29 protein-coding genes and 1 tRNA gene are annotated in these 26,836 nt (G+C 67.2%); 24 read left to right on the top strand and 6 right to left on the bottom strand.

Going from position 1 to position 26,836, the window contains the following annotated elements; translation table 11 throughout:
* Positions 1-5: 5 nt before the first annotated feature.
* The 22 genes from fliF (at position 6) to csrA (ending at position 19,594) form a co-directional block, all read left to right on the top strand.
* Positions 6-1,589, top strand: a complete 1,584-nt coding sequence (fliF, locus tag LOC56_RS14130; RefSeq protein ID WP_331460955.1) for a flagellar basal-body MS-ring/collar protein FliF — start codon at positions 6-8, stop codon at positions 1,587-1,589.
* Positions 1,586-2,689, top strand: coding sequence for a flagellar motor switch protein FliG (fliG, locus tag LOC56_RS14125; protein WP_269438000.1), 1,104 nt, complete (start codon positions 1,586-1,588; stop codon positions 2,687-2,689). The genes fliF and fliG overlap by 4 nt, the downstream gene beginning before the upstream one ends.
* Positions 2,679-3,290, top strand: coding sequence for a FliH/SctL family protein (locus tag LOC56_RS14120; protein ID WP_229952918.1), 612 nt, complete (start codon positions 2,679-2,681; stop codon positions 3,288-3,290). The genes fliG and LOC56_RS14120 overlap by 11 nt, the downstream gene beginning before the upstream one ends.
* On the top strand, positions 3,287-4,618 hold the full coding sequence (locus LOC56_RS14115) for a FliI/YscN family ATPase (protein WP_229952917.1): 1,332 nt from the start codon (positions 3,287-3,289) through the stop codon (positions 4,616-4,618). The genes LOC56_RS14120 and LOC56_RS14115 overlap by 4 nt, the downstream gene beginning before the upstream one ends.
* The gene (locus tag LOC56_RS14110) at positions 4,618-5,049 is read left to right on the top strand and encodes a flagellar FliJ family protein (protein WP_229952916.1); all 432 of its coding nucleotides are present in this window, start codon (positions 4,618-4,620) and stop codon (positions 5,047-5,049) included. Before LOC56_RS14115 ends, LOC56_RS14110 begins: the two co-directional genes overlap by 1 nt.
* Complete coding sequence (locus tag LOC56_RS14105; protein WP_229952915.1) at positions 5,049-5,720, top strand: C40 family peptidase; 672 nt, start codon at positions 5,049-5,051, stop codon at positions 5,718-5,720. Before LOC56_RS14110 ends, LOC56_RS14105 begins: the two co-directional genes overlap by 1 nt.
* A complete protein-coding gene (locus tag LOC56_RS14100; protein WP_229952914.1) occupies positions 5,717-7,195 on the top strand; it encodes a flagellar hook-length control protein FliK in 1,479 nt (492 codons plus the stop codon). Before LOC56_RS14105 ends, LOC56_RS14100 begins: the two co-directional genes overlap by 4 nt.
* Positions 7,196-7,208: 13 nt before the next feature.
* Entirely contained in the window at positions 7,209-7,670 is a 462-nt protein-coding gene (locus LOC56_RS14095; protein WP_229952913.1) for a flagellar hook assembly protein FlgD, read from the top strand.
* 40 nt (positions 7,671-7,710) lie between these two features.
* Positions 7,711-8,877, top strand: a complete 1,167-nt coding sequence (locus LOC56_RS14090; protein ID WP_229952912.1) for a flagellar hook protein FlgE — start codon at positions 7,711-7,713, stop codon at positions 8,875-8,877.
* A gap of 174 nt (positions 8,878-9,051) precedes the next feature.
* Positions 9,052-9,357, top strand: a complete 306-nt coding sequence (locus tag LOC56_RS14085) for a flagellar FlbD family protein (RefSeq protein WP_229952911.1) — start codon at positions 9,052-9,054, stop codon at positions 9,355-9,357.
* Positions 9,357-10,178, top strand: a complete 822-nt coding sequence (locus LOC56_RS14080; RefSeq protein ID WP_227923830.1) for a motility protein A — start codon at positions 9,357-9,359, stop codon at positions 10,176-10,178. Before LOC56_RS14085 ends, LOC56_RS14080 begins: the two co-directional genes overlap by 1 nt.
* Positions 10,175-10,987 (top strand): OmpA/MotB family protein, encoded by an 813-nt coding sequence (locus tag LOC56_RS14075; protein WP_229952910.1) that lies wholly within the window; start codon positions 10,175-10,177, stop codon positions 10,985-10,987. Before LOC56_RS14080 ends, LOC56_RS14075 begins: the two co-directional genes overlap by 4 nt.
* A 74-nt stretch (positions 10,988-11,061) precedes the next feature.
* A complete protein-coding gene (locus LOC56_RS14070) occupies positions 11,062-11,931 on the top strand; it encodes a flagellar motor switch protein FliM (protein ID WP_229952909.1) in 870 nt (289 codons plus the stop codon).
* A gap of 3 nt (positions 11,932-11,934) precedes the next feature.
* Positions 11,935-12,636 carry a flagellar motor switch protein FliN gene (gene fliN / locus LOC56_RS14065; RefSeq protein ID WP_229952908.1) on the top strand — a complete coding sequence of 234 codons (702 nt, stop codon included), beginning with the start codon at positions 11,935-11,937 and terminating at the stop codon, positions 12,634-12,636.
* Positions 12,636-13,145, top strand: a complete 510-nt coding sequence (fliO, locus tag LOC56_RS14060) for a flagellar biosynthetic protein FliO (protein ID WP_229952907.1) — start codon at positions 12,636-12,638, stop codon at positions 13,143-13,145. Before fliN ends, fliO begins: the two co-directional genes overlap by 1 nt.
* A complete protein-coding gene (fliP, locus tag LOC56_RS14055) occupies positions 13,142-13,993 on the top strand; it encodes a flagellar type III secretion system pore protein FliP (RefSeq protein WP_229952906.1) in 852 nt (283 codons plus the stop codon). The genes fliO and fliP overlap by 4 nt, the downstream gene beginning before the upstream one ends.
* Positions 13,993-14,268, top strand: coding sequence for a flagellar biosynthesis protein FliQ (gene fliQ, locus LOC56_RS14050; RefSeq protein WP_227923818.1), 276 nt, complete (start codon positions 13,993-13,995; stop codon positions 14,266-14,268). Before fliP ends, fliQ begins: the two co-directional genes overlap by 1 nt.
* Complete coding sequence (locus tag LOC56_RS14045) at positions 14,269-15,027, top strand: flagellar biosynthetic protein FliR (protein ID WP_229952905.1); 759 nt, start codon at positions 14,269-14,271, stop codon at positions 15,025-15,027.
* On the top strand, positions 15,028-16,155 hold the full coding sequence (locus tag LOC56_RS14040; RefSeq protein ID WP_229952904.1) for an EscU/YscU/HrcU family type III secretion system export apparatus switch protein: 1,128 nt from the start codon (positions 15,028-15,030) through the stop codon (positions 16,153-16,155).
* A complete protein-coding gene (locus LOC56_RS14035; RefSeq protein WP_229952903.1) occupies positions 16,152-18,209 on the top strand; it encodes a flagellar biosynthesis protein FlhA in 2,058 nt (685 codons plus the stop codon). Before LOC56_RS14040 ends, LOC56_RS14035 begins: the two co-directional genes overlap by 4 nt.
* Positions 18,190-19,245 carry a hypothetical protein gene (locus LOC56_RS14030; protein ID WP_229952902.1) on the top strand — a complete coding sequence of 352 codons (1,056 nt, stop codon included), beginning with the start codon at positions 18,190-18,192 and terminating at the stop codon, positions 19,243-19,245. The genes LOC56_RS14035 and LOC56_RS14030 overlap by 20 nt, the downstream gene beginning before the upstream one ends.
* Before the next feature lie 82 nt (positions 19,246-19,327).
* On the top strand, positions 19,328-19,594 hold the full coding sequence (gene csrA / locus LOC56_RS14025) for a carbon storage regulator CsrA (RefSeq protein WP_229952901.1): 267 nt from the start codon (positions 19,328-19,330) through the stop codon (positions 19,592-19,594).
* A gap of 186 nt (positions 19,595-19,780) precedes the next feature.
* Here the strand turns inward: csrA and LOC56_RS14020 are convergent, their stop codons facing one another.
* From LOC56_RS14020 to tmk, 5 genes are all read right to left on the bottom strand, one after another.
* Positions 19,781-20,107 (bottom strand): hypothetical protein, encoded by a 327-nt coding sequence (locus tag LOC56_RS14020; RefSeq protein ID WP_229952900.1) that lies wholly within the window; start codon positions 20,105-20,107, stop codon positions 19,781-19,783.
* 240 nt (positions 20,108-20,347) lie between these two features.
* Positions 20,348-20,420: transfer RNA gene (locus LOC56_RS14015), tRNA-Thr, on the bottom strand.
* 142 nt (positions 20,421-20,562) lie between these two features.
* Positions 20,563-22,128 carry an alpha/beta hydrolase gene (locus LOC56_RS14010; RefSeq protein WP_229952899.1) on the bottom strand — a complete coding sequence of 522 codons (1,566 nt, stop codon included), beginning with the start codon at positions 22,126-22,128 and terminating at the stop codon, positions 20,563-20,565.
* 67 nt (positions 22,129-22,195) lie between these two features.
* The gene (locus tag LOC56_RS14005; protein WP_229952898.1) at positions 22,196-23,338 is read right to left on the bottom strand and encodes a DNA polymerase III subunit delta'; all 1,143 of its coding nucleotides are present in this window, start codon (positions 23,336-23,338) and stop codon (positions 22,196-22,198) included.
* The gene (gene tmk / locus LOC56_RS14000) at positions 23,335-23,982 is read right to left on the bottom strand and encodes a dTMP kinase (RefSeq protein WP_331460954.1); all 648 of its coding nucleotides are present in this window, start codon (positions 23,980-23,982) and stop codon (positions 23,335-23,337) included. Before tmk ends, LOC56_RS14005 begins: the two co-directional genes overlap by 4 nt.
* 111 nt (positions 23,983-24,093) lie before the next feature.
* Between tmk and LOC56_RS13995 the strand changes: the two genes are divergently transcribed.
* Positions 24,094-25,239 carry a trans-sulfuration enzyme family protein gene (locus tag LOC56_RS13995; RefSeq protein ID WP_229952897.1) on the top strand — a complete coding sequence of 382 codons (1,146 nt, stop codon included), beginning with the start codon at positions 24,094-24,096 and terminating at the stop codon, positions 25,237-25,239.
* A gap of 18 nt (positions 25,240-25,257) precedes the next feature.
* Positions 25,258-25,581 (top strand): DUF2516 family protein, encoded by a 324-nt coding sequence (locus LOC56_RS13990; protein WP_229952942.1) that lies wholly within the window; start codon positions 25,258-25,260, stop codon positions 25,579-25,581.
* A 170-nt stretch (positions 25,582-25,751) separates the two neighbouring features.
* On the opposite strand, the gene LOC56_RS13985 is transcribed toward LOC56_RS13990, so the two are convergent.
* Positions 25,752-26,513 (bottom strand): class I SAM-dependent methyltransferase, encoded by a 762-nt coding sequence (locus LOC56_RS13985; RefSeq protein ID WP_229952896.1) that lies wholly within the window; start codon positions 26,511-26,513, stop codon positions 25,752-25,754.
* Positions 26,514-26,836: the final 323 nt, after the last annotated feature.

Here is a 26,836-nt window from a genome sequence, read left to right as displayed (position 1 = left end):
GACCCATGAGCGCGATGACCGGCCGGCTGGGCAAGACGGTAGGCCAGTTCACCCTGGCGCAGAAAACCATCGCCATTATCGGTATTGCCGTGGTGGCCCTCGGCATTGCGCTGCTTGCCTCCTGGCTGACCAAGCCGGCCTACACCCCGCTGTTCTCCGGCCTCGAGGCCACGGACGCCAACAGCATCGTGGAACAGCTCAAGACAGACGGTGTTCCCTACGAGGTTGCCAACGGCGGCGGCACCATCATGGTGCCGGAGGAACACGTGTACGACCAGCGGCTCAAGGCCGCCGGTGCCGGCCTGCCGTCCGAATCCAGCGGCGGCTACTCGCTGCTGGATGAAATGGGAGTCACCTCCTCGGAGTTCCAGCAGTCGGTAACCTACAAGCGGGCGCTGGAAGGCGAGATTGCCAAGACCGTAGGTGCAATCGACGGCGTGAAGAACGCCTCCGTGCAGCTGGCCATCCCCGAAGACACCGTGTTTGTCTCGGAAAAGGCCGATCCCACCGCCTCCGTGTTCGTGGAAACGCAGAACGGGACCTCGCTCAGCTCGGACCAGGTCTCCGCCATTGTGCACCTGACCTCAGCCTCGGTTGACGGTATGCAGTCCACCGACGTGGCCGTTATCGATGCCACCGGCACAGTGCTTTCCGCGGTCGGCACCGGCACTACCGGTTCGGCCGACAAACAGGCGACCGATTACGAGGAGCGGGTCACCGCTTCCGTGCAGACCATGCTGGACCGCGTAGTGGGCCCCGGCAACGCCACGGTAGCCGTGGCCGCGGACATGAATTATGAATCCGCCAACCGGGTGGAGGAATCCTTCACCGCCCCGCAGGACACGCCGGCACTGAATGAAGCCACCAGCACCGAGGAATACACCGGCGGTGCCAACGGCAGCGCCGCAGGCATCCTGGGCCCGGACAACATTGCCGTGCCCAACGGAGGAAGCGACGACGGCGCCTTCCGCTCCGAAACGAGCACCAAGAACAACGCGGTGAACAAGGTGACCGAAACCCGGGACATCCCGGCCGGTTCCCTGAACCGCCAGACGATCTCCGTGGCACTGAATACCAATGCGGCCGCCGGATTGAACGTGGCAGACCTGGAAGCACTGGTCGCCACCGCAGCCGGCATCAATGCCGAACGCGGAGACGAGATCACGGTCGAAATGGTCTCCTTCAACGCGGACGGCGCCACCAGTGCGCAGGACGCCCTGGCCGGCGCGCAGGCAGAAGAAGAAGCCGAACGCCGCGCCCAGATGCTCCAGATGGGAATCATCGTGGCCGGCATCGTCCTGCTGGTCATCCTGGCCCTGGTCGCCTACGCCATGCGCTCCCGCCGGCAGAACCGGGAAGCCATCGACATTGGTGAACTGCCGGAGCTGGATCCGCTGGCACCGGCCGCGGGCCTCACCATGCTGAGCGAACCCGCGCCGCTCGTCTCCACGGACACCGCCTCCATGCAGATTGTTGCTGCTGCCGTGGACCAGGACCGCAAGCGGGCCGAACTTGATGCCCTGGCAGCACAGGACCCGGTACGCACCGCTGACTACCTGCGCAACCTCATGGAGGACACCCGAGCATGACCGACGTTGCCACTGCCCCGGCCGGACTGCCCTTTGCCGCCGCCGCGAACGGGTCCTCCCTTGCCCTGAGCGCCGCCCTGCAAAATCCGGGATCGGGCGAGCTGACCGGCACCCAGAAGGCTGCCATCATTTTGATGCAGCTGGAAACCTCCCGGGCCGCGGTGGTTATGCAGCAGTTCACCGAGGCCGAGGCACAGGCCATCGCGGCCGAGATTGTCCGGCTTCGACGGGTTGACTCTGCCGTGGCCGAGGACGCCATCAACGAGTTCTATGAGATGACCATTGAGGGCCGCCGCCGCGCCCATGGCGGCCGCGACGTCGCCATGGGACTGCTCGAAGCGTCCTTCGGTGTGGAGCGCGCCTCCGGCGTGATGGAACGCCTGGCCTCATCGATGGCGGGCAAGTCCTTCGAATTCCTCGAAACCGCCGAGCCCAACCAGGTGATTTCACTGTTGGACGGTGAACTGCCGCAGACCATTGCCCTGGTCCTGGCGCACATGCGTCCCCAGCGCGCCTCCGCAGTAATGACCGGCCTAAACCCGGAGCTGCGCACCGACGTCGCGCAGGCCATAGCCACCATGGCCCGCGCCACCCCGGAAGCCGTGCGCGTGGTCGCCGAAACGCTGCGGGCACGTGCCTCGGCGCTGGGCGCCGCCCGCGAGGCAACCGACGCCATCGGCGGCGTGCAGCCTCTGGTGGACATCATCAACCGCTCCGACGCAGTCACCGAACGTGCACTGCTCGAAGCGCTCGAAGAACGCGATCCGGAGTTGGCGGAAGAAGTCCGCTCCCGGATGCTTACCTTCGCCGACCTGGTCAAGCTCGAACGCCGGGACGTGCAGCTGGTGCTGCGCGGCATCGACGTCGGCACCCTGGCCCTCGCCATGAAGGGCGCCTCCGAGGCGGTGCTGGACGCGATCCGCACCAACGTCTCCGAACGCAACCGCGAACTGCTCGACGACGAAATCAAGGTTTCCGGTCCCGCCCGCCTCTCGCAGGTGGAAGAGGCACGCGCCAACATTGTCCGGGCCATCCGTGAAATGGAAGCCCAGGGCATCATCGAGGTGCACCACGCGGACGAGGAAGAATATGTCTACTGACGAGCAGACGTTCTCCCGCCTGGTCTACACCTCACTCGGCGCCACGGACGAAGCACAGCTCAACGCCCAGGTGGAAGCCCGCGGCCATGCAGCCGGCTACGCCGCCGGCCTTCGGGCCGCTGCGGCGGACACCGACCTGCTGCGGCGTACCCTGCGGGAGCAGTACGACGACGAAATGCGCCGCGGCCAGGAACGTATCAACCGGAGCCTTTCCGCCCTTAATTCCGCCGTCTTCAGCCTCGAAGGCCGCACCGTCGCCCTGCTCACCGACGTCCAGGACGCCCTGGCCGCCGCTGCAGTCGATCTGGCCGAAGCGCTGCTGGGCCGGGAACTCGCTTCCGGCGACACGTCCGCCCGCTCGGCGCTGGCCCGGGCCTTGGAAGGTGTGGACACTGACCTGGTGCAGCGCGTCCGCATGCATCCGGTGGACCTCGCATCCCTGGATGAAGACACGCTCCGCCGCGCCCGGGTGGAGTTCGTGGGCGACGCCGGCCTGCAGCGGGGCGACGCCGTCACCGAGTTCCCGGACGGCTACCTGGACGCCTCGCTGAGTTCCGCCGTCGAGCGTGCCCGCAGGGCACTGCTGGGGGAGGACTCATGACCACCACCACGTGGCGCCCCCGCGCCGACCGTTTCACGGCAGCCCTGCGCTCCGCCGCACCGCAGCGCATTGGCCGGGTGTCCTCCGTCCTGGGCCTGAGCATTGAAATCGCCGGGCTCGACTGCGGCGTGGGCGAGCTGGTGTCCATCGGACATCCCGGGTCCGAGGTGGACGCCGAAGTGGTGGCAGCCACCCGCGAGGGCATCCGCTGCATGCCCTTCGGCCGGCTCACCGGCCTGACCGCCGGAACTCCGGCACGCTCCAAGGGCACACCGCTGCTGGTCCCCACCGGCACCGGCCTGTTCGGCCGGGTGCTGGACGGCCTTGGCCGCCCCATCGACGGCAAAGGTCCGCTGCAGGTTGAGGCCTTTGTCCGGCTGGACCACGAAACCCCGTCCGCCATGCTGCGCACCCGGATCAATACCCCGCTGCAGCTCGGCGTCCGTGCAATGGACACCCTCACCACCGTGGGGCGCGGCCAGCGCATGGGCCTGTTCGCAGGCTCCGGCGTCGGCAAGTCCTCGCTGCTGTCCATGATTGCCCGCGGCACCGATGCGGAAGTGTCCGTGATCGCCCTGGTAGGGGAGCGCGGCCGTGAAGTCCGCGAGTTCCTCGAAGACGACCTGGGCGCCGAGGGCCTGGCACGGTCCATCGTGGTGGTCTCGACGTCGGACGAACCGGCGCTTATGCGCCTGCGTGCCGCGTTTGTGGCCACCCGGATTGCCGAATCCTTCCGCGACAGCGGTGCCGACGTCATGCTGATGATGGATTCCCTGACCCGCGTGGCCATGGCCCAGCGTGAAATCGGATTGTCCGTTGGCGAACCGCCGGCCACCCGCGGCTACCCGCCCTCCACCTTCTCCCTGCTCGCGCAGCTGCTCGAGCGCGCCGGCACCGGCGAACGCGGTTCCGTCACCGGTATGTACACCGTGCTCGTGGACGGCGATGACCACAACGAGCCCATCGCCGACAGTGCGCGCTCCATCCTCGACGGACACGTGGTCCTGGACCGCAAGCTGGCCGTCTCCGGCCACTTCCCGTCAATCGACGCACTTGCTTCCATTTCCCGCGTTGCCTCCCGGGTAAACCCGCGCGAACGCAGCGATGCTGCGTCAACGCTGCGCCGGGTCATGGCTGCACGGAAGGCTGCGCAGGACCTGCTCGACGTCGGCGCCTACCAACGCGGATCCAATCCCCTGGTGGACGCGGCAGTAGACAACCAGGACGCCATCAACGCCTTCCTGCAGCAGCGCATGGACGAACAGACCCCGGCAGAGACCGCTTGGGCGCAGCTGCACACTCTCACCCGGATGCTGGGGGTGTCCTGATGTCCCGAGCCTTCCCCCTTGCCGGCCTGCTTCGGCTGCGCCAGCTGCAGCAGGACCGCGCGGCAGGCGAACTCGCTGCGGCCAACGTCCGTATGCGGGAAACACGCGAAGCCCGTGCCGAGGCCTACAACGCCCTCGAAACCTCGCACAGCAATGCTGTGGATGCGGCGACCATGAACGCGATTGCGGCCGCCCGTGCCTCCTCGCGCAGCATGCTCGCCGATTTGAACGCGCTGGGCACGCGCCATGCAGCGGAAGTGGAAGCGGCCCGCGCCGAATTTTCCTCCGCACGTGCCCGCTCCGTGGGCCTGGAAAAGCTTGAAGGCAAGTTCGCCGAGGCCGAAGCCGCCGAGGACCTGCGCACCGAACAAACCATCCTGGACGAACTCGCCGGCTCCGCCTGGCACCGCCGGCAGAAGGAAGCCCAATAATGAGCATGACGGACGCCCTGGGGCGGATCGACGAAATCCGAAGCACGCTGAGCCAGCTCTCCGGAACAACAGCCGCAAAGGCGGCCGCCACCACTTCCACGGCCTCGACGGCCGGGTCCGATGCGGAGTTCGCTTCCACCCTGTCCTCGCTGACTTCCGCGGCGTCGGTGGGCACGGACACTGCCACCTCCGGCGGCACGGCCGCGCACGGCAAGGTGCTCGACGCCGTCCAGAAATACCTTGGCCTGCCCTACGTCTGGGGCGGCAACGATCCGGCGCAGGGCCTGGATTGTTCTTCCTTCGTGCAGAACGTCTACAAGGATCTGGGCTTCAACCTTCCGCGGGTCACTTGGGACCAGATGAACTCGGGGACCGAGGTTGCTTCCATGGCCGACGCACAGCCCGGGGACCTGCTCTTCAGCCACGACGGCGGACACGTTGCCATTTACCTGGGCAACGGAAAGGCAGTGGACGCGCCGCAGCCGGGCCAGACCATCGCCATCCGCGACGCGTGGGAAACCGATGCCAACCTCACCACCATCCGCCGCATCCTGCCGACGGAATCCGCCGGTGCCGCTGGTAGCGCCGGCGCTGCCAGTGCCGCCGGAATTTCCGACCTGGTGGCTTCCGCCCGCGCTGCGCAGGCGGCCATGATGGGATCGGCAGCATGAGCGTCTCCGCCGGCATGCCGCGCACGGCCGCCCCCGCCGCCTCTCCCCGGACCGCTGCCCTGGGGTCCGCCCCCGCCGGCGTTGGTGCGGACCAGTTCGGGTCCACGTTTGAGGATGCCCTTGCCGCCTCGAACCGAGCGGCCTCGAACCGAGCCGCCTCGAACCGACCCGACTCCGGCCCCGATGCCGGAAAATCTGCTGCCGCGTCGGAGCAAAAGGCCGACCGACCCGCCGCGACAGCCCCTGCAGACTCTGCCGTCGCGTCCCAGGCCGGCGAGGGCGCCGCGGTTTCCCCGCTGCAGCCTGCACCCGTCCTGCCCGTGCCCGGATCATCGGCGCAGCCCCTGGCTCCCTCGCCGGCAACGGCTTTTGCCGGCTTTGCGGGTGCCACCCTCCCGGCAGCAGCCCCAACCGGTGGCGGATCCAACGATGCGGCAGGTGTTGACGGCGTTCCAGCCGGGGATGCCACATCGACTGCGATGGGCACGGCCGCCGCAGCCCCCGCCCCCACCCCGGGCAGTTTCACGGCCGCCGCTGCTGCCGGCACGGCCGTCGTCGTTACCGGGGCGGCAGCTACAGCAGTTCCGCGGAACGCGGCAGGTGCCGGTGTCCCGAAGGCGTCCGCCGTCCCCATCTCCGGTGAGGCAAACGCGGTGCCCGGAGAAAGTCCTTTGCCGGGCACCGCAGCCACGGCCGCCCCGGCAGCAGCGCCGGGGAACGCCGTCGCCGCAGGCACAGCTCAAGCAGGTGCCGCCGCGGCAACGGGCGCCGCCGCAGCGGCGTCGAACACGCCGATCGGGACGCCAAGCAATACAGCGGTTCCCGGCTCCGTGCCGGTGTCCGGTGCAGGAACCGCAAACGCGGCGGCATTCGCCGCCGGAATGCCCTCCGCGCCAACCGCCGACACTGCCGCTTCCGCCGTACCGGTTTCCACGGGCGCAGCGGAAACCCCGGCCGTCGGGCCGGTTATGACACTGTCCCCGCTGCAGCCCCAGGCGGCTGTCTCCGGAGCGACCGTGCTGCCGGCGGCACCGGCGGCCGCACCCGTAGCAACCCCGCTGCTGCCGCAGGTGTCCCAGCCGCTGTTTTCCCTTGCAACGGCCGCGCAGGGGGAGCACACGATGACGCTGAGCATCACCCCGGACAACCTTGGACCGGTCACCGTCAGGGCCCACGTGGGCGCAGAAGGCGTCCGGATCGAGCTCTTCGCTCCGTCCGAGGCCGGCCGCGAAGCGCTGCGGACCCTCATGACGGACCTGCGCCGGGACCTTGCCGGCTCGGGCATGAACGCCAACCTTTCGCTCTCCGCCCAGGATGCCCCGGGCGAGGGTGCTGACCGCCGCGGGCACGGAACGGAACCGGGTTCTGCAACGCAGAAGCCGGCCAATCCCGAGCGGATGCCGGCGGACCCGGCCCCACGCACTTACCGGCCGGGATTCCCCGCGTCGGCATCAACCATCGACTTCCTGGCCTAGAAGAGGAGACCCCGTGCCCGTAGAAGGAGTAGCGGCTGCAAGCGGCATTACCGCCGGCGGAACCGCAGTCCGAGAGCCCAAGCAGACCATGGACAGCGAGGTCTTTATGCACCTGCTGGTCACCCAGCTGCGCAACCAGGACCCCAGCTCGCCCATGGACACCAACCAGATGATCTCGCAGACCACCGAGCTGGCATCCATGGAACAGCTCACCTCCATGGCGAAGATGGACGAAGAGAATTTCTCCCTGCAGATGCGTATTGCCGCCGCTGCGCTCATCGGCCAGACCGTCACCTATACCAACGACGACGGCGTGGCCGTCACCGGAACCGCCAAATCGGTCTCCTACGCCGCCGGCGTCCCGACCGTCAACATCAACGGCGAGGACGTCCTGCTGGACCGAATCTCCGGCGTCGTCGACGGGGCCGCAGATCAAGCCGCCGACGCACCCAAAGCACCCGCAGCAACCGCATAACCCTCCCTCCCGGCACCACCAAAGCTGAAAGGCGCCACCAATGCTTCGCTCCCTTTACTCCGGTATCTCCGGACTCCGCTCGCACCAGACCATGCTCGACGTCACCGGCAACAACATCGCCAACGTCAACACCACGGGCTACAAGGCCACCGCCGTCCAGTTCCAGGACACCCTGTCCCAGCTGACCCAGGGCGCCACCGCGCCCGGCGCCAACAACGGCGGCGGCAACCCGGCACAGGTGGGCCTCGGCGTCCTGGTTTCCGGCATCACCACCAACTTCACGCAGGGTTCGGCGCAGGCCACCGGCCGGGCCGAGGACCTGATGATCAACGGCGAGGGTTACTTCATCACCCGCCAGGGCACCACCTCCACCTACACCCGCGCCGGTGCGTTCAACGTGGACGGCGAGGGCCGCCTGGTCTCAACGGACGGCGGCATCGTCCAGGGCTGGACTGCCAACGCTGACGGAACCCTGAACACCGGTGGTGCAGTGGGCAACATTGCCCTGCCCGACGGCGCCATCGTCCCGGCAGCGGCTACCAACGCGGCAACCATGACCGGAAACCTGCCCTCGGAGACCCCGGAAGGCGGCACTGTTGTGCGCGACATGGACGTCTACGATGCCAACGGCAACCCGTCAGTGGTTCCCCTGACCTTCACCCGTACCGCAGGCGGCTGGAGCGTTAGCGCGACGGACGCGGAAACGGTGGATCTGGCCTTTGCCGACGGCGCCCAGGCCGACGCCAACGAGGACACCATCACCGTGGGCGGCGTGGCCGTGAACCTCACCGGGCTCTCCAGCTATGCCGGCGTCAGCACGGCCTCCGTCACCGCCAACGGCCGCAGTGCGGGCACACTGGAGTCCTTCTCCATCGGCAAGGACGGCACGGTGATCGGTTCCTTCACCAACGGTGCAAAGCAGGCCCTGGCCCGCATCGCCGTCGCCACCTTCACCAACTCGGCCGGCCTGGAGAAGACCGGAAACTCCAGCTACACCGCTACGGTGAACTCCGGCAACCCCGTCATCGCCGGTCCCGGCGAGGCCGGCGCCGGCAGCATCGGCAGCGGCATGCTGGAAATGTCCAACGTGGACCTGTCCCAGGAATTCACCAACCTGATCGTCGCCCAGCGCGGCTTCCAGGCCAACGCCCGAATCATCACCACCTCGGACGAAGTGCTGCAGGAACTAACCAACCTCAAGCGCTAGCCTCCGCTGCACTGAACGGTCCCGTCTGCGGCAGCTGCCGGCGGGGCCGTTTTGCCGTCCTGCGCCCCCGGGATGCAACGTTCGGTACCGTCCGTTCCTAACGACGGGGCCGCAACGGCCGAAAGTAGGGGTGAGGGCCTATCGGAGTCCTGTGGAACCAGCCAGGACAGGGCAATGATTGTTCTTACGCGTCTCAACGATGCTCAGTTCGCGATCAACCCTGATCTGATCGAGCGGATCCACTCCAACCCCGACACCACCCTGGTGATGGTCGACGGCGCGAAATACATCGTGACGGAGAGCCTGCAGGAAGTTATCGACCGCATTGCGACCTACCGGGCGCAGGTGATTTCCATGGCCCGCGACATCCCTCCGCGCGTTCCCGGGCGCCCCCTGGGGCTCGTGCCCGACGCTTTCCCGGCAGCCCCGGAGAAAGCTTCCCCCAGCAATGCAGTGCCCCTTCGCCCTAGGAACGACTAATGGATCCAGCAACAATTATCGGCTTAGTCCTCGCCTTCGGGTCGCTTTACGCCATGATCACCCTCGAAGGTGCCCATGTGTCCGCGCTCCTGCTGCCGGCGCCAATGATCCTCGTATTCGGTGCCACCATTGCCGTGGGCCTGGCGGGCGGAACCTTCAAGGACTTCATCCTGTCCTTCAAGTCCCTGCCCCGGGCCTTCATGGGCAAGACCCCCCGGCCGCAGGAGACCATTGACCGCGTGGTCCTGCTGGCGGAAAAGGCCCGCAGCGAAGGCCTCCTGTCCCTTGAGCAGGACGCCGCGGAGGTCGAGGACCCGTTCCTGCGCACGGCCCTGCAGAACATCGCCGACGGGACCGACGGCGAGGAGCTGCGCATGCTGCTCGAAGACGAGATCGCCACCAAGACCGCCACCGACAAGATTGCGGTGAAGTTCTTCAACAGCTTGGGCGGTTACGGTCCCACCATCGGCATCATCGGCACCGTTGTTTCGCTGACCCACGTCCTGGAGAACCTCTCCACCCCGGACCACCTGGGACCCATGATCGCCACTGCCTTTGTGGCCACCCTGTGGGGCCTGCTTTCGGCCAACTTCATCTGGCTGCCCATCAGCACCCGGCTCAAGCGGCTGGCAGAGCTCGAAGCGGATGAAATGAACCTCCTGATGGAAGGTGTCCTGGCCCTGCAGGCCGGCAGCCAGCCGCGCCTGCTCGGGGAACGGCTGCGCGCGATGGTCCCGGCCCACACATTGGGCGGAAAAGCGGACAAGGCAGATAAAGCCGATAAAGCCGACGCCGCAGACAAGGTCCAGGACGCAGCGTGAGCGCCAAGGGCCGGCGTCCGAAACAGCACGAGGAGGACGATCACCCGGACGAACGCTGGATGGCCTCCTACATGGACATGGTCACCGTGCTGATGTGTATGTTCATTGTCCTGTTCGCCATGTCCACTGTGGACGCGAAGAAGTTCGAGCAGCTCAAGGAATCCCTGGCCACCGGTTTCGGCGCCGAGGAGAGCAACACGGTGGACACCGCCGTCGGCATCATCGTGCCGCCGGACAAGGTGGACAGCGAAGAGACCGTTGAGCCCGACGCCGCCCTGGCCGCCAAGGAAGTCGACGATCTCACGGCGCTCCAGGACGCCATTTACGCGGGCCTGCAGGAAAAGGGCCTGGAAGACGCCGTGCGCTTCGAAATGGATGAGCGCGGCCTGACCATCCGGCTGGTCAGCTCGGAAATGTTCTTCGCCCCGGACCTGGCCGACCTCACCGGCGAGGCCGTCCAGGTGCTGGACACCGTGGGTCCCGCACTCGCGCCGACCACCTACCAGGTCTCGGTGGAAGGCCACACTGCCCAGGTCCGCCAGTACGCCGACAACGCGTTGGACTGGGAACTGTCCTCGTCCCGTTCGGTGAACGTGCTGCGTTACCTCGTCTCCGGCGGGGGAGTGAAGCAGGACCACATCAAGGCAGTGGGTTACGGCGAATCCCGCCCACTGACCCCCGGCAGGGACGCCGCCGAACTCGCCCAGAACCGGCGGGTGGACATAGTGGTCCTGTCCGGACAAAGCGAAGACGTCCGCGCGCTCATCCCCGAAATCGTGGCCGAGCGTAACGCCGCGGCAGGCACCTAACGGCTTTTCTTACGCGGCCGGTCCAAGTGCCGATAGTGCGGGGTGTGATGGTCCAAGATTCACCTTCCTTAAGCATGCCCGCGAAAACAAAGCCCGTAGAGGTCTATGACTTCAGCCGGCCCACTACGCTGGCCCGTGAGCACGCACGTGTCCTGGAAATGGCCTTCGATACCTTCGCCCGCCAGTGGGGCACGCAGCTGACCGCAAAGGTGCGGGTGCTTTCGCAGGTCACCTCGGAAGATGTGCAGGTGCTGAGCTACGACGAGTACGCGGCCGCGCTGCCGGACAACACCGGCATGGTGCTTTTCAACATCTCCACCACCTCCGCCAAGGCCGTCATCCAGTTCCCCATGGCCGCAGCACTGTCCTGGGTGGGGCACATGCTCGGCGGCACCGGCTTCCAGACCGCGCCGGAGCGCAAATTCACGCATATCGAGCAGGCACTGCTGGGCAAGATCATGGACGACGCCGTGGAGGACCTGCACTACTCCCTCGGCCACCTGCTCTCGGCCCCGTTGACGCTGTCCTCGGTCCAGTACAACTCGCAGTTCGCCCAGGCAGCGGCCTCCGGCGACCCCATGATCGTGGCCACTTTCGAGATGGTGGTCGGTGAAACCACCGCTCCGGCCACCGTGGCCATCCCGGCCGCCGCCCTGTTGCCGCAGCTGGACCCGCTGGGCGCCCAGTCCAGCAACGCCACGCCGGCCGAACTTGTCCAGCTGCAGCTTGCGCACGTGCCCGTGAAGGTGTGCCTGCAGCTGGAACCCATCACGGTGAAGCCCGCCATGGTCTTGAACCTTGCCGTAGGGGACGTCCTGAATCTGGGCCACCCCCGCCACCGCCCGCTGAACGTCACCGTTGACGGACAGACGCTGGCCCAGGCAGCAGTAGGAGCCAGCGGGTCACGCCTTGCCGGCAGCATCGTCAGTATCGAGGAGAAGTAACCTATGTCCAGCCCCCACAGCCTGCACGCCGACGCCGTTTCCGCCCTGGTGCGCGGCCTGCCCACCCCCCTTGTCCTGGAACCAATCCCGCATAACGGGGCAGGCGTACCGGCGTCGCACACCGCGACGGCGGTCACCGCGTCCTTCGTGGGCACCGAATCGGCTGACCTGGCGCTGGTCCTGGACAGTTCTTCGCCGCTGGCCGACGTCGCAGGCACCGACTCCGCGCTCGTTTCGGCCGCGGACGTACTGCGTCCCTCGCTCGAAGCAGCAAGTGCCACCCTGGGCGTCGGCGTGCTCGGCGAGGCCCGCACCGAGGACGCCGCCGCCCTCTTTGCCGATCCGGACAGCGTTGTCTTCGAACTGCGCTCCCCGGAGGGCACCGCCGGGTGGTTCGCCATCCGCCTGCGGGACACCCCCGGCACCTCCGGCGGCCACACCGACCCCTCGATCGTCGGCAAGATGGGCCGCATCAACAACATCGAGATGGCGCTGACCGTGGAAATCGGGCACACCCGCATGTCCGTCCGCGACGTCTTGAACCTTGAACCCGGCCGGGTGGTGGAGCTGGACCGGTCCGCCGGTGCCCCCGCAGACATCCTGCTGAACGGCCGGCTCATCGCAAACGGCGAAGTTGTGGTCATTGACCAGGACTACGCCGTGCGGATCACCAAAATCCTGGACGTGGTCGAGGGGCTCAATTAGTGGAAACCCTGTTTCTGGGACTCCGTGTCCTGGTTGCACTGGGCGCCGTGCTCGGACTCCTGTGGTTCCTGCAGCGTCGCTTTAGCCGCACACTCGGTTCTGCCGGTGCGAACCAACCCGCCGTGCGTGTGGTCAGCCGCCAGCCGTTGACCCCCAAGGCCTCGCTGGTCGTGGTGGAAACCGGCGGACAGCGCCTCCTGCTCGGGGTGGCCGAAGGTTCGGTAAACCTGCTGCACACCACAGAGGTTCCCCCGGAATCCGAACCGGTGCCCGCAACCGGGTTCGCCGCCTCGCTGGAAGCCGCCCAGCATTCCGCCGGTTCCTACCCGGAGGGCGGACCTGCCGCCGACCCTTACTCAGGCCTGCCGCCGCGCCGCGCCGCGCGCGGGGCACATGCCCTTCCCTCAGCACACCCGGTGCCCGCCAAATCGGCGCTGGCCGGATCCATCCTTGCCCCCGAAACCTGGCGCCAGGCCGGCGCAGTACTGCGCCGGGGACGCAAACTATGAGCGCCGCCGTCGACGTGCGCAGGGCACGCCACGCGCTTACCCTGGCCGCAGCCCTGTTCTTCGCCGTGGCTGCCCTGCTCCTGCTGGGAGCTGCAGCCGGGCACGCCACCACATTCGATCCCGCTGCCCCGGGTGCGCCCACGGATCCCACTGCTCCCACGGAGCCGGACGACGGCGGCGGGCTGAGCATCGATATCAACGGCCAGGACGGCGGGCCCTCCACGGCGGTGACCACGCTCATCGGCATCACCCTGCTTTCGGTGGCGCCGTCGCTGCTGCTGATGCTCAGCTCCTTCACGAAAATCTTCGTGGTGCTGGCCATGACCCGCAACGCCCTGTCGCTGCCTTCGATCCCGCCCAACCAGGTTCTGGCCGGGCTGGCGCTGTTCCTCTCACTGTTCATCATGGCGCCCGTGATCAGCGAAATTAACACGATCGCCGTGCAGCCCTACCTCAACGGGGAACTCAACTTCGACGCCGCCCTGGACAGCGGGACCGGGCCGTTGCAGCAGTTCATGCTCGCCCACACCCGCGAAGAGGACATCGCACTGATGACCCGCGCTGCCGGGCAGGAGAACCCCGAAAGCCCCGAGTCAGTTCCGCTGACCACCTTGATCCCGGCGTTCATGATTTCGGAGCTGCGGGCCGCGTTCATCATCGGGTTTGTGATTTTCGTGCCCTTCCTCGTCATTGACCTGGTGGTGTCCGCAGCGCTGATGTCCATGGGCATGATGATGCTCCCGCCGGTAATGATCTCGCTGCCGTTCAAGATCCTGCTGTTCATCCTCGTGGACGGCTGGGGACTGATCATTACGTCCTTGGTCAACAGTTACCAGGGCGGCACCTAGTGGATACAAATGCGGTCCTGGACATCGCCATGCAGGGACTCTGGGTGGCGGCCAAGCTTTCGGCCCCGGTGCTGATCACCGCGCTCGTGGTGGGGTTTGCCATTTCGCTGCTGCAGTCCATCACCCAGATCCAGGAAGTCACGCTTTCGTTCGTGCCCAAGGCCCTTGCCGTGGCCCTCGCCCTGCTCGTGTGCGGACACTGGATGATTTCGGAAATCGTGTCCTTCACCCACGAGATGTTCCAGAGGATCCCGTCCCTGCTCGGCGGCGGCTAGATGAACATCACCCTTGACCAGGACTGGATCGAGGCGTTCCTGCTGGCCTCGGTACGGATGGTGGCCTTCCTGATCATCGCGCCGCCGTTCTCCTACAACGCGTTTCCGGCGCGGATCAAAGCCATGCTCGGGCTCGGGCTGGGTCTGGCCATCGCCCCGCAGGTCAGCGAGGGGTACAACTCCCTGAGCACCGGCGCGTTCTTCATGGCCATCGTGATGGAGCTGCTGGTGGGTGCCGTGCTGGGATTCCTGGTGATGGTCGTTTTCTCCGCCGTGCAGTCCGCCGGCAACCTGATCGATACCTTCGGCGGCTTCCAGCTGGCCCAGGCCTTCGATCCGCAGTCCATGGTCAACGGCGCCCAGTTCACGCGCATCTTCCAGATCACCGCCCTGGCGCTGCTCTTTGCTTCGGACGGCTACCAGTTGATCATCGGCGGGCTGCTGCGCAGCTTCACCGCGCTGCCGCTGACCGGGGGGCTGGACCTGTCCGAACCGGTGTCTGCCCTGACCTCCGCCGTATCGCAGATGTTCCTGGCCTCGGTGCAGATTGCCGGACCGCTGCTGGTTGTCCTGTTCCTGGCCGACGCCGGGCTGGGCCTGCTCACCCGCGTGGCCCCGGCCCTGAATGCCTTCGCCCTCGGCTTCCCGCTGAAGATCCTGCTGACGCTGTCCCTCGCTTCAGTCGTCTTCCTGGCCCTGCCCCGCATCGTCTCCGGGCTGGTCTCCACCATCGAGCGCGCGTTGACAGGGGTGGGATAGATGCCGGAACAGCCCTCAGGGGAGCGGACCGAGCAGGCCACCGACAAACGGATGAAAGAGGTCCGTTCGAAGGGCCAGCTATCCCGGTCCGAGGACCTCACCGCCTGGGTGGGCGTAGGCGCGGCCGCCCTGATGATGCCGTTGACCATCTCCCGGGGCACCGAAGCTGCCGGCGAGATCCTGGCCGGCGTCGCCACCACCATTGCGAACCCCGATCCCGAGTTCGCCCTGATCCAGATGAACGAGGGCCTGGGCACGCTGGCCTTCATCCTCGGTCCGCTGCTGGGCGTCGTTGCCGCCGCCGTCCTGATGACCGCCGCCGTCCAGGGCGGTATCCACGTGAAGAAGTTCAAGGGCAAGTTCGAACAGTTCAACCTCTTTACCGGCGTCAAACGTGTCTTCGGCACCCAGGCCCTGTGGAACGGCGCGAAATCCCTGCTCAAGACCGCCGTGGTGGGACTGGTCCTGTATGCGGTGATCCAGCAACTTATGCCGGTGCTGATGTCCGCGGGCGGCCTGCCGATCTCCGCCATCCTGGAAGCTGCGGGAGGGGGTACTGCCCTCCTGCTGCAGGCAGCCGTCGCCGCGGGCCTGATCCTCGCTGCGGCGGACATCTTCGTGGTTATGAAGCGCAACCGGAAACGAACCCGCATGACCAAGAAGGAAGTCAAGGACGAAAACAAGAACAGCGACGGCGATCCGCTGGTCAAGTCGCAGCGCCGGTCCCGGCAGTTGGCCATGAGCCGGAACCGGATGATCGCCGCCGTGGCGGACGCCGACGTCGTCCTCGTGAACCCCACCCACGTGGCCGTCGCCCTGAAATACGAGCCGGGCAAGTCCGCGCCGCGGGTCGTGGCGAAGGGGGCGGACAACATTGCCACCCGGATCCGTGAAGAGGCCGAAAAGCAGGGCGTCCCCATGGTCTCCGACATTCCGCTGGCCCGTGCCCTGCACAGCGTCTGCGAACTGAACGCGGAAATTCCCGCGGAACTCTACAACGCCGTGGCCCGAGTCCTGGCCTTCGTTATGGCCCTGAAGCGGCGCGGCGCCGCCCGGGGCATGCACACCATGGCAGCCGCACCGCCCGAACCCGTCACCACCCCACAACACCGTAAGGCCGCGTCGTGAACCGCAACCGCAACCTCCTGAAACTCGCCGTCCCCGTCGGGGTCATCGGCATCATCCTGCTGCTGGTGGTCCCCATCCCCGCCGGGCTGCTGGACGTGCTGATCATCATCAACATCCTGCTGGCACTGGTGATCCTGCTGACCACCATGTTCGTACGCAAGCCGCTGGACTTCTCGGTGTTCCCCTCCCTGCTCCTGGTCGCCACCCTGTTCCGGCTGGGCTTGAACGTGGCCTCCACCCGGCTGGTGCTGGGGGAGGGGTACGCCGGTCAAGTGATCGAAGCGTTCGGACACGTAGCCGTGGGAGGTTCGCTGATCATCGGTGCGGTGATCTTCCTGATCCTGGTAGTCATCCAGTTCGTGGTGGTCACCAAGGGTGCCGAACGCGTGGCCGAAGTCGGGGCACGGTTCACCCTGGACGCCATGCCGGGCAAGCAGATGGCCATCGACGCGGACCTCAACGCCGGTTTGATCACCGACACCCAGGCCCGGGAACGCCGGGCCGAGGTCTCCGCGGAAGCGGACTTCTACGGTGCCATGGACGGCGCGTCAAAGTTCGTCAAGGGTGACGCGATTGCCGGCCTGATCATTATCATCATCAACCTCATCGGCGGCATCGCCATCGGCATGATCCAGCGGGGCATGTCCGCCGGCGAAGCGGTGAGCACCTACAGCCTGCTGACCATCGGTGACGGACTTGTCACCCAGATCCCGGCCCTGCTGATGGCCGTTTCCACCGGCATGATCGTTACCCGGTCCAATGCCGAGGCGGACATGGGCACCACGGCCGGCGCGCAGCTGGGCCAGTCCCGGAACGCCCTGATGATTGCGGGCGCCGCGGCCATCGTGATGGCACTGATCCCCGGCATGCCGGTCCTCTACTTCATCGCCGTCGGCGCCCTGCTGATTTTTATTTCCTGGAAAATCAAGGGAAAGGAAACCACCGACCAGGCTGAGAAAGACTCCGCGCAGGCGGCGCTGGACGCGCCCGCCACGTCCGAGACCACTGAGGACCTGATTGAGCAGATGCGCGTCCATGCGCTGGAAATCCTGCTGGCACCTGATCTGGTGGACATAGTCACGGGAGGGTCCGACGATCTCCTGGCACGGGTGCGGGCACTGCGCCGCAAGATCGCCATGGAGCTGGGCATTGTGGTGCCCCCGGTACGCACGCGCGACAGCGTCGACCTGCCGTTGTCCACCTACGTCATCCGGATCGCCGGTGTGGAAGCCGGCCGCGGCGACGCCCCTGCGGGCAAGATCCTGGCCCTGGGGGACTATCTGGAGGGACTGCCGGGCACCGCCACCGTGGAACCCGTATTCGGCCTGGCCGGCAAGTGGGTTCCGGCGGAAATGCAGCACGCGGCCGAAATGTCCGGGGCAACCGTGATCGACCGTGTGTCGGTGCTGGTCACGCACCTCTCCGCGGTCATCACCGCCAATGCCGCCCGGCTGCTCACCCGCGAAGACGTCCGGGTGCTGACCGAGGGGGTCAAGCTGGTCAACCCGTCAGCCGTCGAGGAACTGATCCCCAACGTGCTGTCCCTTGCCGAAGTGCAGCGGGTGCTCCAGGGCCTGCTCGCCGAGCAGATACCCATCAACGACCTGCCGAGGATCTACGAGTCCCTGCTGCTGCGGGCCAAGGTTTCCGCGGACCCGGAGGGGCTCATCGAGACGGCACGGACGGCACTGGGGCCGGCGCTGGCCGCGCAGTACATTGCCGACGGCGTCCTGCGGGTGATCATGATCGATCCGGCGCTGGAGCAGTCCATGCTCGAAGCGCTGCGTCCCTCGGACCAGGGCAGCCAGATCCTGCTTGACCCGGCGAGGCTCGATACCGTGCTGGCATCGCTGAAGACTGCAGTGGCGGGCGCGGAGAATGCCGGATTCAACGCGGTGCTGGTCTGCGCGCCGGCCCTCCGCCCTGCCATCCGGCGGCTGGTGTCGGCACAGACCGGCGGCCTGCCGGTACTGTCCTACCAGGAAGCAACAGCGGGTAATGTCGGTATCGAGACTGTAGGGGTGGTGCGCGGAAGTGAGACGATTTCAGCTTGAGGGGCCGTCGCTTGACGCTCTAAAAGCCCAGGTGCTGGCCGAACATGGCCCGCGGGCACGGATAATTGCGGCGGAAAAGGTAACCGTGGGCGGGATCGGCGGGTTCCTGTCCCGCCAGCACTACGAGGTGACCGTGGAGCTGCCGCCCAGCGGCCGGCGCCGGGCGCCGGTGGAACCGGACCTGCCGAGCCGGACGGACTCCGCCCGGGCAGGTATTTCCGCGCTGCTCGAAGAGGCGGAGCGGGCCGAATCCAACCTGCACCCCGCAGCCACCATCATTCCGTCCGTTCCGGTGGCCCCGGCCCCGGCCCCGCAGTCCGCTCCGTCCGTTTCCACGGGGTCCCATGCGTTCGCCGAACTGATGGATACCCTCGCGGCAAGCACCGGTACCCCTGCACACGCTCCGGCTCCGGCCGCCTTTACCCCCGGCCTGCTGGAAGCGCAGCAGCCGAATGCGGGAAGCCAGGCGCCGCCCAGCCCGGTAGGTTCCGGCTGGATGAACCAGGCCGCGGAGCCGGTCCAGCGCAATGCCGTGCCGATGGCTCCTGCTCCGCTCGGCGGGGCCGGCGACCTGGTGATGGTGATCGGCCTGGGCGACGACGCGCTGGAGGTGTGCCGCTCCATGGCCGACTTCTCCGGTGCGGGTGCCGCGGCCGTCCGCGTGGCCGGCGTGCTGGAGACCGACGGCGTCGGCCGGGCAGCGGACCGGCGTGCGGTGGCAACCGCACGTGCAGCCGGCGTTATGGCCGGACACAGCATCTTCCTGGCCTACGGGCTGGGACGGTCCGGTACCGAAATGGGCCGGCATTCCACGTTGATCTCCGCGTTGGCGGCCGATCAGGTCTGGGTGGCGGTCGACGCCGGCCGTAAACCGGAGGACACCGCAGCCTGGGTCGGGGCGGTGCGGTCCGCAGCCGCGGTGGATGCCGCCGCCGTCGAAGGCATCGACACCACCGGCACGCCGCAGTCCGTGAACGCGCTGGGCCTGCCCATCGGGTGGCTCGACGGCGAACCCTCGCCGACTCCGGTGCTCTGAGTTTCAGATCCCGGCAAACCCGCGGGCTGAACCGTTCCCCGGCTTCGGCGGGAACGGCCCGGGCTTGGGGTAGAGTGGGCGGATGCTGGTGCTAACACGCAAGTCCGGGGAGCAGATCCTGATCGGGGATGACATTGTCATTACCGTTTTGGATTCACGCGGCGACGGCGTACGCATCGGTATCGATGCCCCCCGCGGGGTCAAGATCCAGCGCCACGAGGTGCTGCGCGCAGTGGAAGAGGCCAATGTGGCCGCCAGTGCCGCCGCCTTGCCGGATGCCGAGGACCGCATCAAGGCGCTGCTGGCAGGCAGGGCACTACCCCCGGAAAGCGACAAACCCGCTTCCTAACCGGGTTGGCCCCACCCGTTACCTGTTGCCCCTTCTCCGCTGAGCTGGACTGTTCCACGTCCCATTACGCTGAGCACATCTTTCCTCGTACCCCGGACAGCAGAAACCCCCGCCGTTTCTTGGGGAAAACGACGAGGGTTTCTGGTCTGTTGCCCGGGACGGCCGGGCGTATCAAGGGACCGGCGGCTAGGCGCTGCGCTGTGCGCGTTTGGCACCCAACCCCAGGAACCGGCTGCCGGCTTTGGGGCGCCGGGCAGGCGTTGCGGCGTCCCGCCGCACGTTCGGGACGGGAGCGGGCTGGGACAGCCCGAAATACTCGGGAAGGACGCGGCGTTCGTGCGTGCTGCACCGGACACCGGGGTAACGGAAGCCGTTGATGATCCACCGGCCCCGGTCCTCCACCCAGTTCGGGATCATCCGGCGGTTGCACTCGGCACAGAGCGGGGCAATGAAGTTATCGCGCTGGACCAGCGTGTAGCGGCGGGTAGTGAGCCCCGTCAATGCTGCGTCCATGGTTATCCCCCTAGTACCGCCGGCGTCCTGCCGGTGCGGTTTCATGTCCCGAGGATAGGGGTGCGGCCAACAGGAAACCCTAAAGTCATCCGCAAGGAAGCCGGAATTTCTGCGCAGCGTTTCCGCAACTGGACCTGCGCGGCTGATGCCGAAGATCTCCAGGGGACCGTCGCGTCGATGCCGTGGACGGAAAAGCAGAAAGCCCCCGGCACAAGATGCCGGGGGCTTTCTGGGGAACTGAGCCTCCTGCCAGAATCGAACTGGCGACCTTCTCATTACGAGTGAGACGCTCTACCAACTGAGCTAAGGAGGCGGGCTTCAGCTGTCCGTTACCGGGCAGAATCCACAAGGAACTACTTTATACGTCCCGGGGGTGCGGGTCAAAATGGCCGTGGATGCCGGGGCGGTTCGGTGAGCGGCAGCACGTCCCGCAGGGTCCGTCCGGCCCCTGCGGATCAGCAGACCAAGTCGTCCTTCGGCACGGTTCCATCCACGAAGTAGTCGTCCACTGTGTCTTCGATGCACTGGCTCCCGCGCCCGTACGCCGTGTGGCCTTCCCCTTCCCACGTGACCAGTACCGCGGATTCCAGCTGTGCAGCCAGCGCCTCGGACCATTCATAGGGGGTGGCGGGATCGCCGGTGGTTCCGATCACCAGGAGGTCCGCCGCGCCGGCGGCCTTAATGGCGTGCGGTTCATTCACCGGTCCGTGCGGCCAGGCTTCGCAGGTGATCCCGCCGTAGGCCAGATACTTGCCGATGGTGGGGGAAGCCGCCTGAAGTTCGAGGGCGTCGGCGGCCATCTGCGCATCATCGCTGTTCATCGGGTAGTCCAGGCAGTTGACTGCGTTGAATGCCACGGTGGTGTTGGACCGGTACGTGCCGTCTTCCGCACGGTCGGCACTGATGTCGGCCAGACGGAGCATATAGGTCGGATCGCCCTGCAGTGCAGTATCCAGGGCCTGCGAGAGCACCGGCCAGTTGCCGTCGTCGTACAGCGGGAGAATGAAACCGCTGACAAAGGTGGAGATGGTGACGACCCGCCCGTCGGTCGCGGTCATCGGACTCGCCTCAACGGAGGCCAGCAGCTCCCGGATTGTTGCGATGCCCTCGTCGACGCTGCCTTCAAGCGGGCAGTTGCTGCCGGTCAGGCAGTCCTCGACGTAGGCTCGGATGGCCTTTTCAAACGCGGCCGCCTGGCCGAGCGTGACTTCCTCGTTGGTGGACGCGGGGTCCAGGGCGCCGTCGAGCACCAGCCGCCCTGTCTTGTCGGGGAAGAGTTCGGCATAGGTGGCGCCGAGGTAGGTGCCGTAGGAGAAGCCGAGGTAGTTCAGCTTTTCGTCCCCGGCAATGGCCCGGAGAATGTCCATGTCCCGGGCAGCGCTGGCCGTGTCGACAAACCCAAGCAGCTCGCCGGTCTCTTCTGCGCACGCATCGGCGAATTCCTTGGCGCTCAACCGCGAGGCGGTGAGGCCTTCCGGCGTGCCCGGGTCGATGTATTCGGCGCGGGCCTCGTCCATTTCCTTGTCGCTCAGGCACTTCACCGGGGTGGACCGGCCGACGCCGCGCGGATCGAACCCGAGGATGTTGAAGTTCTCCCGCAACCGGTCACTCGTGACGTTTTCCAATGACTGGCTGACCACGTCGTAACCGGACCCGCCCGGACCGCCCGGGTTGATCAGGATGGTGCCTCTGGCTTCCCCGTCGGCGTCAGCCAGGATGGCGGACAATTCCACCGTCCCCGCGTCCGGGTCTGCATAGTTCATGGGGACCGTAATGGTGGCGCAGCGGAACGTCTTTTCGCACTCCGACCAGGTGACGGCCTGGCTGTAGAACTCCTGCAGGTCCTCGGGCACGTCGCCGATCACGTCTGACGGTGCGGTGGTCGCGGAGTCCCCGCCGCCGGTGCCTTCGGCGCCCGGTTCGGAGTCCCCCGTACAGGCGGTGGAAGCCGCCAGCAGCACCATCGAGGCGGCGGCGGCGGCCAGCCGAGGGAAACGACGGCGGGCAGTGGCGGTGGTCATTCTTACTCCTGGAGCGGCTAGGTGCGCGGACCAGCCGGGCTGGCGGAATGCGGTGGATAACTGGACATTACAGCAGGCTCAGGGCCATTGCTTCGATGGCCAGCAGCGGTGCCACGTTCGTGGTGACCAGCCGGCGGCGCACGGTGTTGATCTCCTCCATACGCATCAGTGTCTGTTCCGGAGAGCCGTACGCGGCGAACTCATCCAGCTCCCGGCGGAGTCCCTCGTTCACGAGGGGGCCGGCACCGCCCAGCTGGATCATCAGCACGTCCCGGTAAAAGGAAAGCAGGTCCGTCAGCGCCCGGTCGAAGTAGTCGTTCTTGGAGCGCTTGGCCCGGCGCACCTGGTCTTCCTCGAGGCGCTTCACCTGGCTGCGCAGCGACGGCGGCAGGGTTCCGGTGGCGGGCGCGCCCAGGGAGGCGAGCAACGCTTCCTTCTCCGCAGCGTCCCGCTGTTCAAAGGAACTGGTGGCTTCCGCTTCGGCCAGGGCCACGAGGTCCGCGGCGGCCTTCATGGCTCCGGAGACATTCCGCAGCGACAGCGGCAGCCGCACGATGCTTTCGCGGCGCTGCCGCGCGCCCTCGTCTGTGGCCAGGCGCTTGGCGACGCCGATGTGGCTCTGCGCTGCCCGTGCCGCGTGGAGCGCTACATCCGGGTCGATGTTGTCCCGCCGGATCAGCAGTTCCGCTACATCCTCGACCGGCGGCAGCCGCAGCCCCACCGGACGGCACCTGGACCGGATGGTGACCAGGACATCGCCGGGGCTCGGTGCGCAGAGCAGCCAGATGGTCCGCGGCGGCGGCTCTTCAATGGCTTTGAGCAGCACGTTGGTGCTGCGCTCCTGCATCCGGTCCGCGTCCTCCACGATGATGACGCGCCAGCGGCCGGTGGACGGCTTGTCCTGGGCCTTCCGGACCAGTTCGCGGGCCTCATCGATGCTGATGGTGACCTTCTCCGTGGTGACGGAGGTGACGTCGGCGTGTGAGCCGGCCAGCACGGTCCGGCAGGCCTTGCACTCGCCGCAGCCCCGCAGCTCCGGGTCCTGCTGTTCGCAGACCAGTGCGGCCGCGAAGGCACGGGCCGCATTGGAGCGGCCGGAACCGGGCGGGCCGGTGAACAGCCAGGCGTGGTTGGGCCGGGCGTCTGCGGCACCGCGGCGCAGCTGGGCGACTACCGGGTCCTGCCCCTGCAGGTCATCCCACACGCTCACGGCAGCAGCTCTTCCACGCGCCGCAGGATGGTTTCGGCCAACTCATCCACCGGACGGCCGGCGTCGAGCACCAGATACCGGCCCGGAGCTGCCAGTGCGGCCTCAAGGAACGCCAGGCGGATCTGCAGGTGGAAGGCATCCGGTTCGGACTCGAGCCGGTCCTCGGCGGCATCGCCGGCGGTCCGGCGGTCCCGGCCGCGTTCGGGATCGACGTCGAGCAGGACGGTGAGGTTCGGTTCCAAGCCCCCGGTGGCCCACTCATTCAGTGTTCGGACAGCTTCCGTGCCCAGCTGCCGGCCGGCTCCCTGATAGGCAATGGAACTGTCGACGTATCGGTCGCAGACCACCACGGTTCCGGCGGCGAGCGCCGGCTCGATGACCTGTTGTACGTGCGCGGCACGGGAGGCAGCGAAGATCAGCGCCTCGGTGCGTGCATCGATTTCGCCGTTGCCGTGCTCAAGGACCAGTGCGCGCAGCTGTTCGCCTACGGGGGTGCCGCCGGGTTCGCGGGTGCGCAGGACCGTACGGCCGGTCTCCTGCAGTGCGGCGGCGAGCCGCTGCGCCTGGGTGGATTTCCCGGCACCGTCTCCGCCTTCCATGGCAATGAACAGGCCGCGGGTTTCGGGGAGATTAGAATTGCTCACCCACCTAGCCTACCTAGTCCGGCTGGGAGGCCGGTGCTGCGGACGAGCGGTCACGGGCACCCTTCGCCGGCATCGGCCGGCGAGGGCGTCCGGCGGTCTAGGCTGGTCCTTATGAGCCACATCCCGCCGCATGGGCACGCCGTTTCCCCCGATACCCTCGTTGTCTCCGCGGGCCGCCCTCCCCGCGAGCACGATGCCCCGGTGAATCCGCCCATCGTGCTGTCCTCCACCTATTTCGGCACGGGTACTCCCGTGCCGGGGGAGCGCGGCTACGGCCGCTACTCCAACCCCACCTGGGATCCCTTCGAACAGGCGCTTGCCGAGCTGGAAGGAGCTGACCTTCCCGCATTGGTCTTCGGCTCCGGGCTGGCGTCCGTGATGGCCGCCCTGTCCTTGGTTCCCGCCGGCGGAGTGGTGGTGATGCCGCGGCACAGCTACCAGGGGTCCCTGCTGCTGGCCGCGGAGGAGGCAGCGAACGGCCGGTTCTCCGTGCGCACCGTGGATATCGCCGAAACCCAGGAGGTCATAGCGCAGCTCGACGGCGCCTCGCTGCTCTGGGTGGAGAGCCCCACCAATCCCATGCTGGAGGTGGCGGACATCGCCGCGCTGGCCGAGGCAGCGCACGCCGCCGGGGCGCTGGTGGTTGCGGACAACACCTTCTCCACACCGCTGGTGACGCGGCCCCTGGAACTGGGTGCCGACGTCGTCGTCCACTCGGTGACGAAATACCTGGCCGGGCATTCCGACGTCGTCCTGGGTGCGGCCGTGACATCGGACCCCGAACTGCGGGACCGGCTCCTCCGATACCGCTCGCTGCACGGTGCGGTGGCCGGTCCGTTCGAAGTGTGGCTGGCCCTGCGCGGCCTGCGCACCCTGGCCCTCCGGGTTGAGCGCTCGCAGGCCACCGCCGGCGAACTTGCCCGCCGGCTGCAGGAGCTCCCGCAGGTGGATCACGTGCGTTATCCGGGCCTGCCCGAGGACCCGGGGCACCGCCGGGCCGCAGCGCAGATGAAGGGATTCGGATCAATTCTGTGCATCGAGGTTGCCGGCGGGGCCGCTGCGGCGGAGAAGGTCACCGAGGCCGTGGAACTGTGGCTGCCGGCTACCTCGCTTGGCGGTGTGGAGTCGCTGATCGAACGACGGCGCCGCCAGCCCGGGGAGCCGCACACCGTTCCGGAGGGACTGCTGAGGCTTTCCGTCGGAATCGAGAATGTTGAAGACCTCTGGAGGGACCTAGAGCAGGCACTTACACGGTAGGCTAGCGCTGTGGCCCTAATGATGATCATTCAGTACTACCTCTACCTCGCGCTCGGCGTCGTGGCGCTGGGCATTGAGCTGTGGGCGCTGCTGGACTGCGCCCGCCGCAAGCCCGCCGATTTTGAGCGTGCCTACAAGCGGACCAAGGGATTCTGGCTGGCCCTCACCGGGGGAGCCACCGCCGTCGGCGTGCTCTCTGTACTGGGGTCTTCGCTGGGCCTGCTTCTGTTCCAGCTGGCCGCCGTGATTGCCGCCTGCGTGTACCTGGCGGATGTGAAGCCTGCCATCGGCAGCTCCCGCGGCCGCGGCAACAGCAACCAGGGCCCGTACGGCCCCTGGTAACCACCGCGCAAAACGCTGATTTTCAGTCCGCCCCGGACCGCCCTTCGCAGGGCCGTCCGGGGCGGATTACGTTAACCGGGCGTTCGGCTAAGCCGTTCCGGCTGCGAGGGCTGCGAGGGCTGAGAGGGCTGCGGGGCTGAGAGGGCTGCGGGGCTGAGAGTGCCGCGAGGCTACGAGGGGCGGACGGCGTCCCAGGCCACGGTTATTTCGCCCAGCCGCCACCGGGACGGCCCGGTCAACAGCGGGACCCCGCCGGCCTTTAGTGCGCTGCACATCGCCAGCCAACGGTGCCGGTTGCCGTAGGAGGCCATCGGTGCGGCTTCCTCCCACGCGCGGTCCATGGCCTGGAGGAAAGCGTGTACCCGCTCTCCGGGAACATTGCGGTGGATCAGCGCTTTGGGTAGGCGTTCGGCAACATCGGACGGCCGCTCGAACGCACCGAAGCGCAGGGAAATGCTCAGCGAAACCGGACCGGAGGCGTCCAGTTCCACCCAGGTGGCACGCCGGCCGATTTCGTCGCAGGTGCCGTCCACGAAAATCCCTCCCGGTGCCAGCCGCGAGCAGACCATTGCCCAATGCTGGGCGTAGTCCTCTTCCGCGTATTGGCGCAGGACGTTAAAGGCGCGGACCATGACCGGGCGGCGGCCGTCCACAGGCAGTTCGAAGCCGCCCTGCCTGAAGGTCAGCCCCTTTCGTTCCAGCGGTTTGGCTGCAAGGACGCGGGCCGGGTCAATTTCAATTCCCATAACTTCCACGTCCTCCCGCACCCGCCCAAGGCGGCCGTGGAGTTCGACTGCGGTGGTAGGTGCGGCGCCGTAGCCCAGATCCACGATCAAGGGATCGGAGGCCTGCCGCAGACGCCACCGCGCCGGTCCTGCCAGCCAGCGGTCAACCCGTCGGAGCCGGTTGGGATTTGTAGTGCCCCTGGTCACAGTTCCTACGGGTTTTAGCGGTTTTTGCACCACACAATGCTAGCGGGCGCAAGGGGATGCCCCTGACCGCGGGAAGCCCGGAAACCACCGGGCGCCGGTTCGCCATGGACGCCGTGAACCTGGGGGCGGGGCCGGGGCTCCGGGAACCCAGGAGTCGGGAGCCCGGGCCGGGGGCGGGGCCGGAAGCGGGGCCAAGCCGCCGCTTGCGGACAGAGGATCCCACTGATTGGTGCGGATGTGGGCAAAGGGGTCCCAATAGAAACAGCAGCACCACCCGGTGGGATCCCGTGCAGGGCTACCCGGACGATTCACCGGGCGGGACT

The organism is Arthrobacter sp. zg-Y179 (assembly GCF_020907345.1).
Lineage (GTDB): Bacteria > Actinomycetota > Actinomycetes > Actinomycetales > Micrococcaceae > Arthrobacter_B > Arthrobacter_B jinronghuae.
Note: the sequence above shows the minus strand (reverse complement) of the source record. Positions and strands in the feature narration are given on the sequence as shown.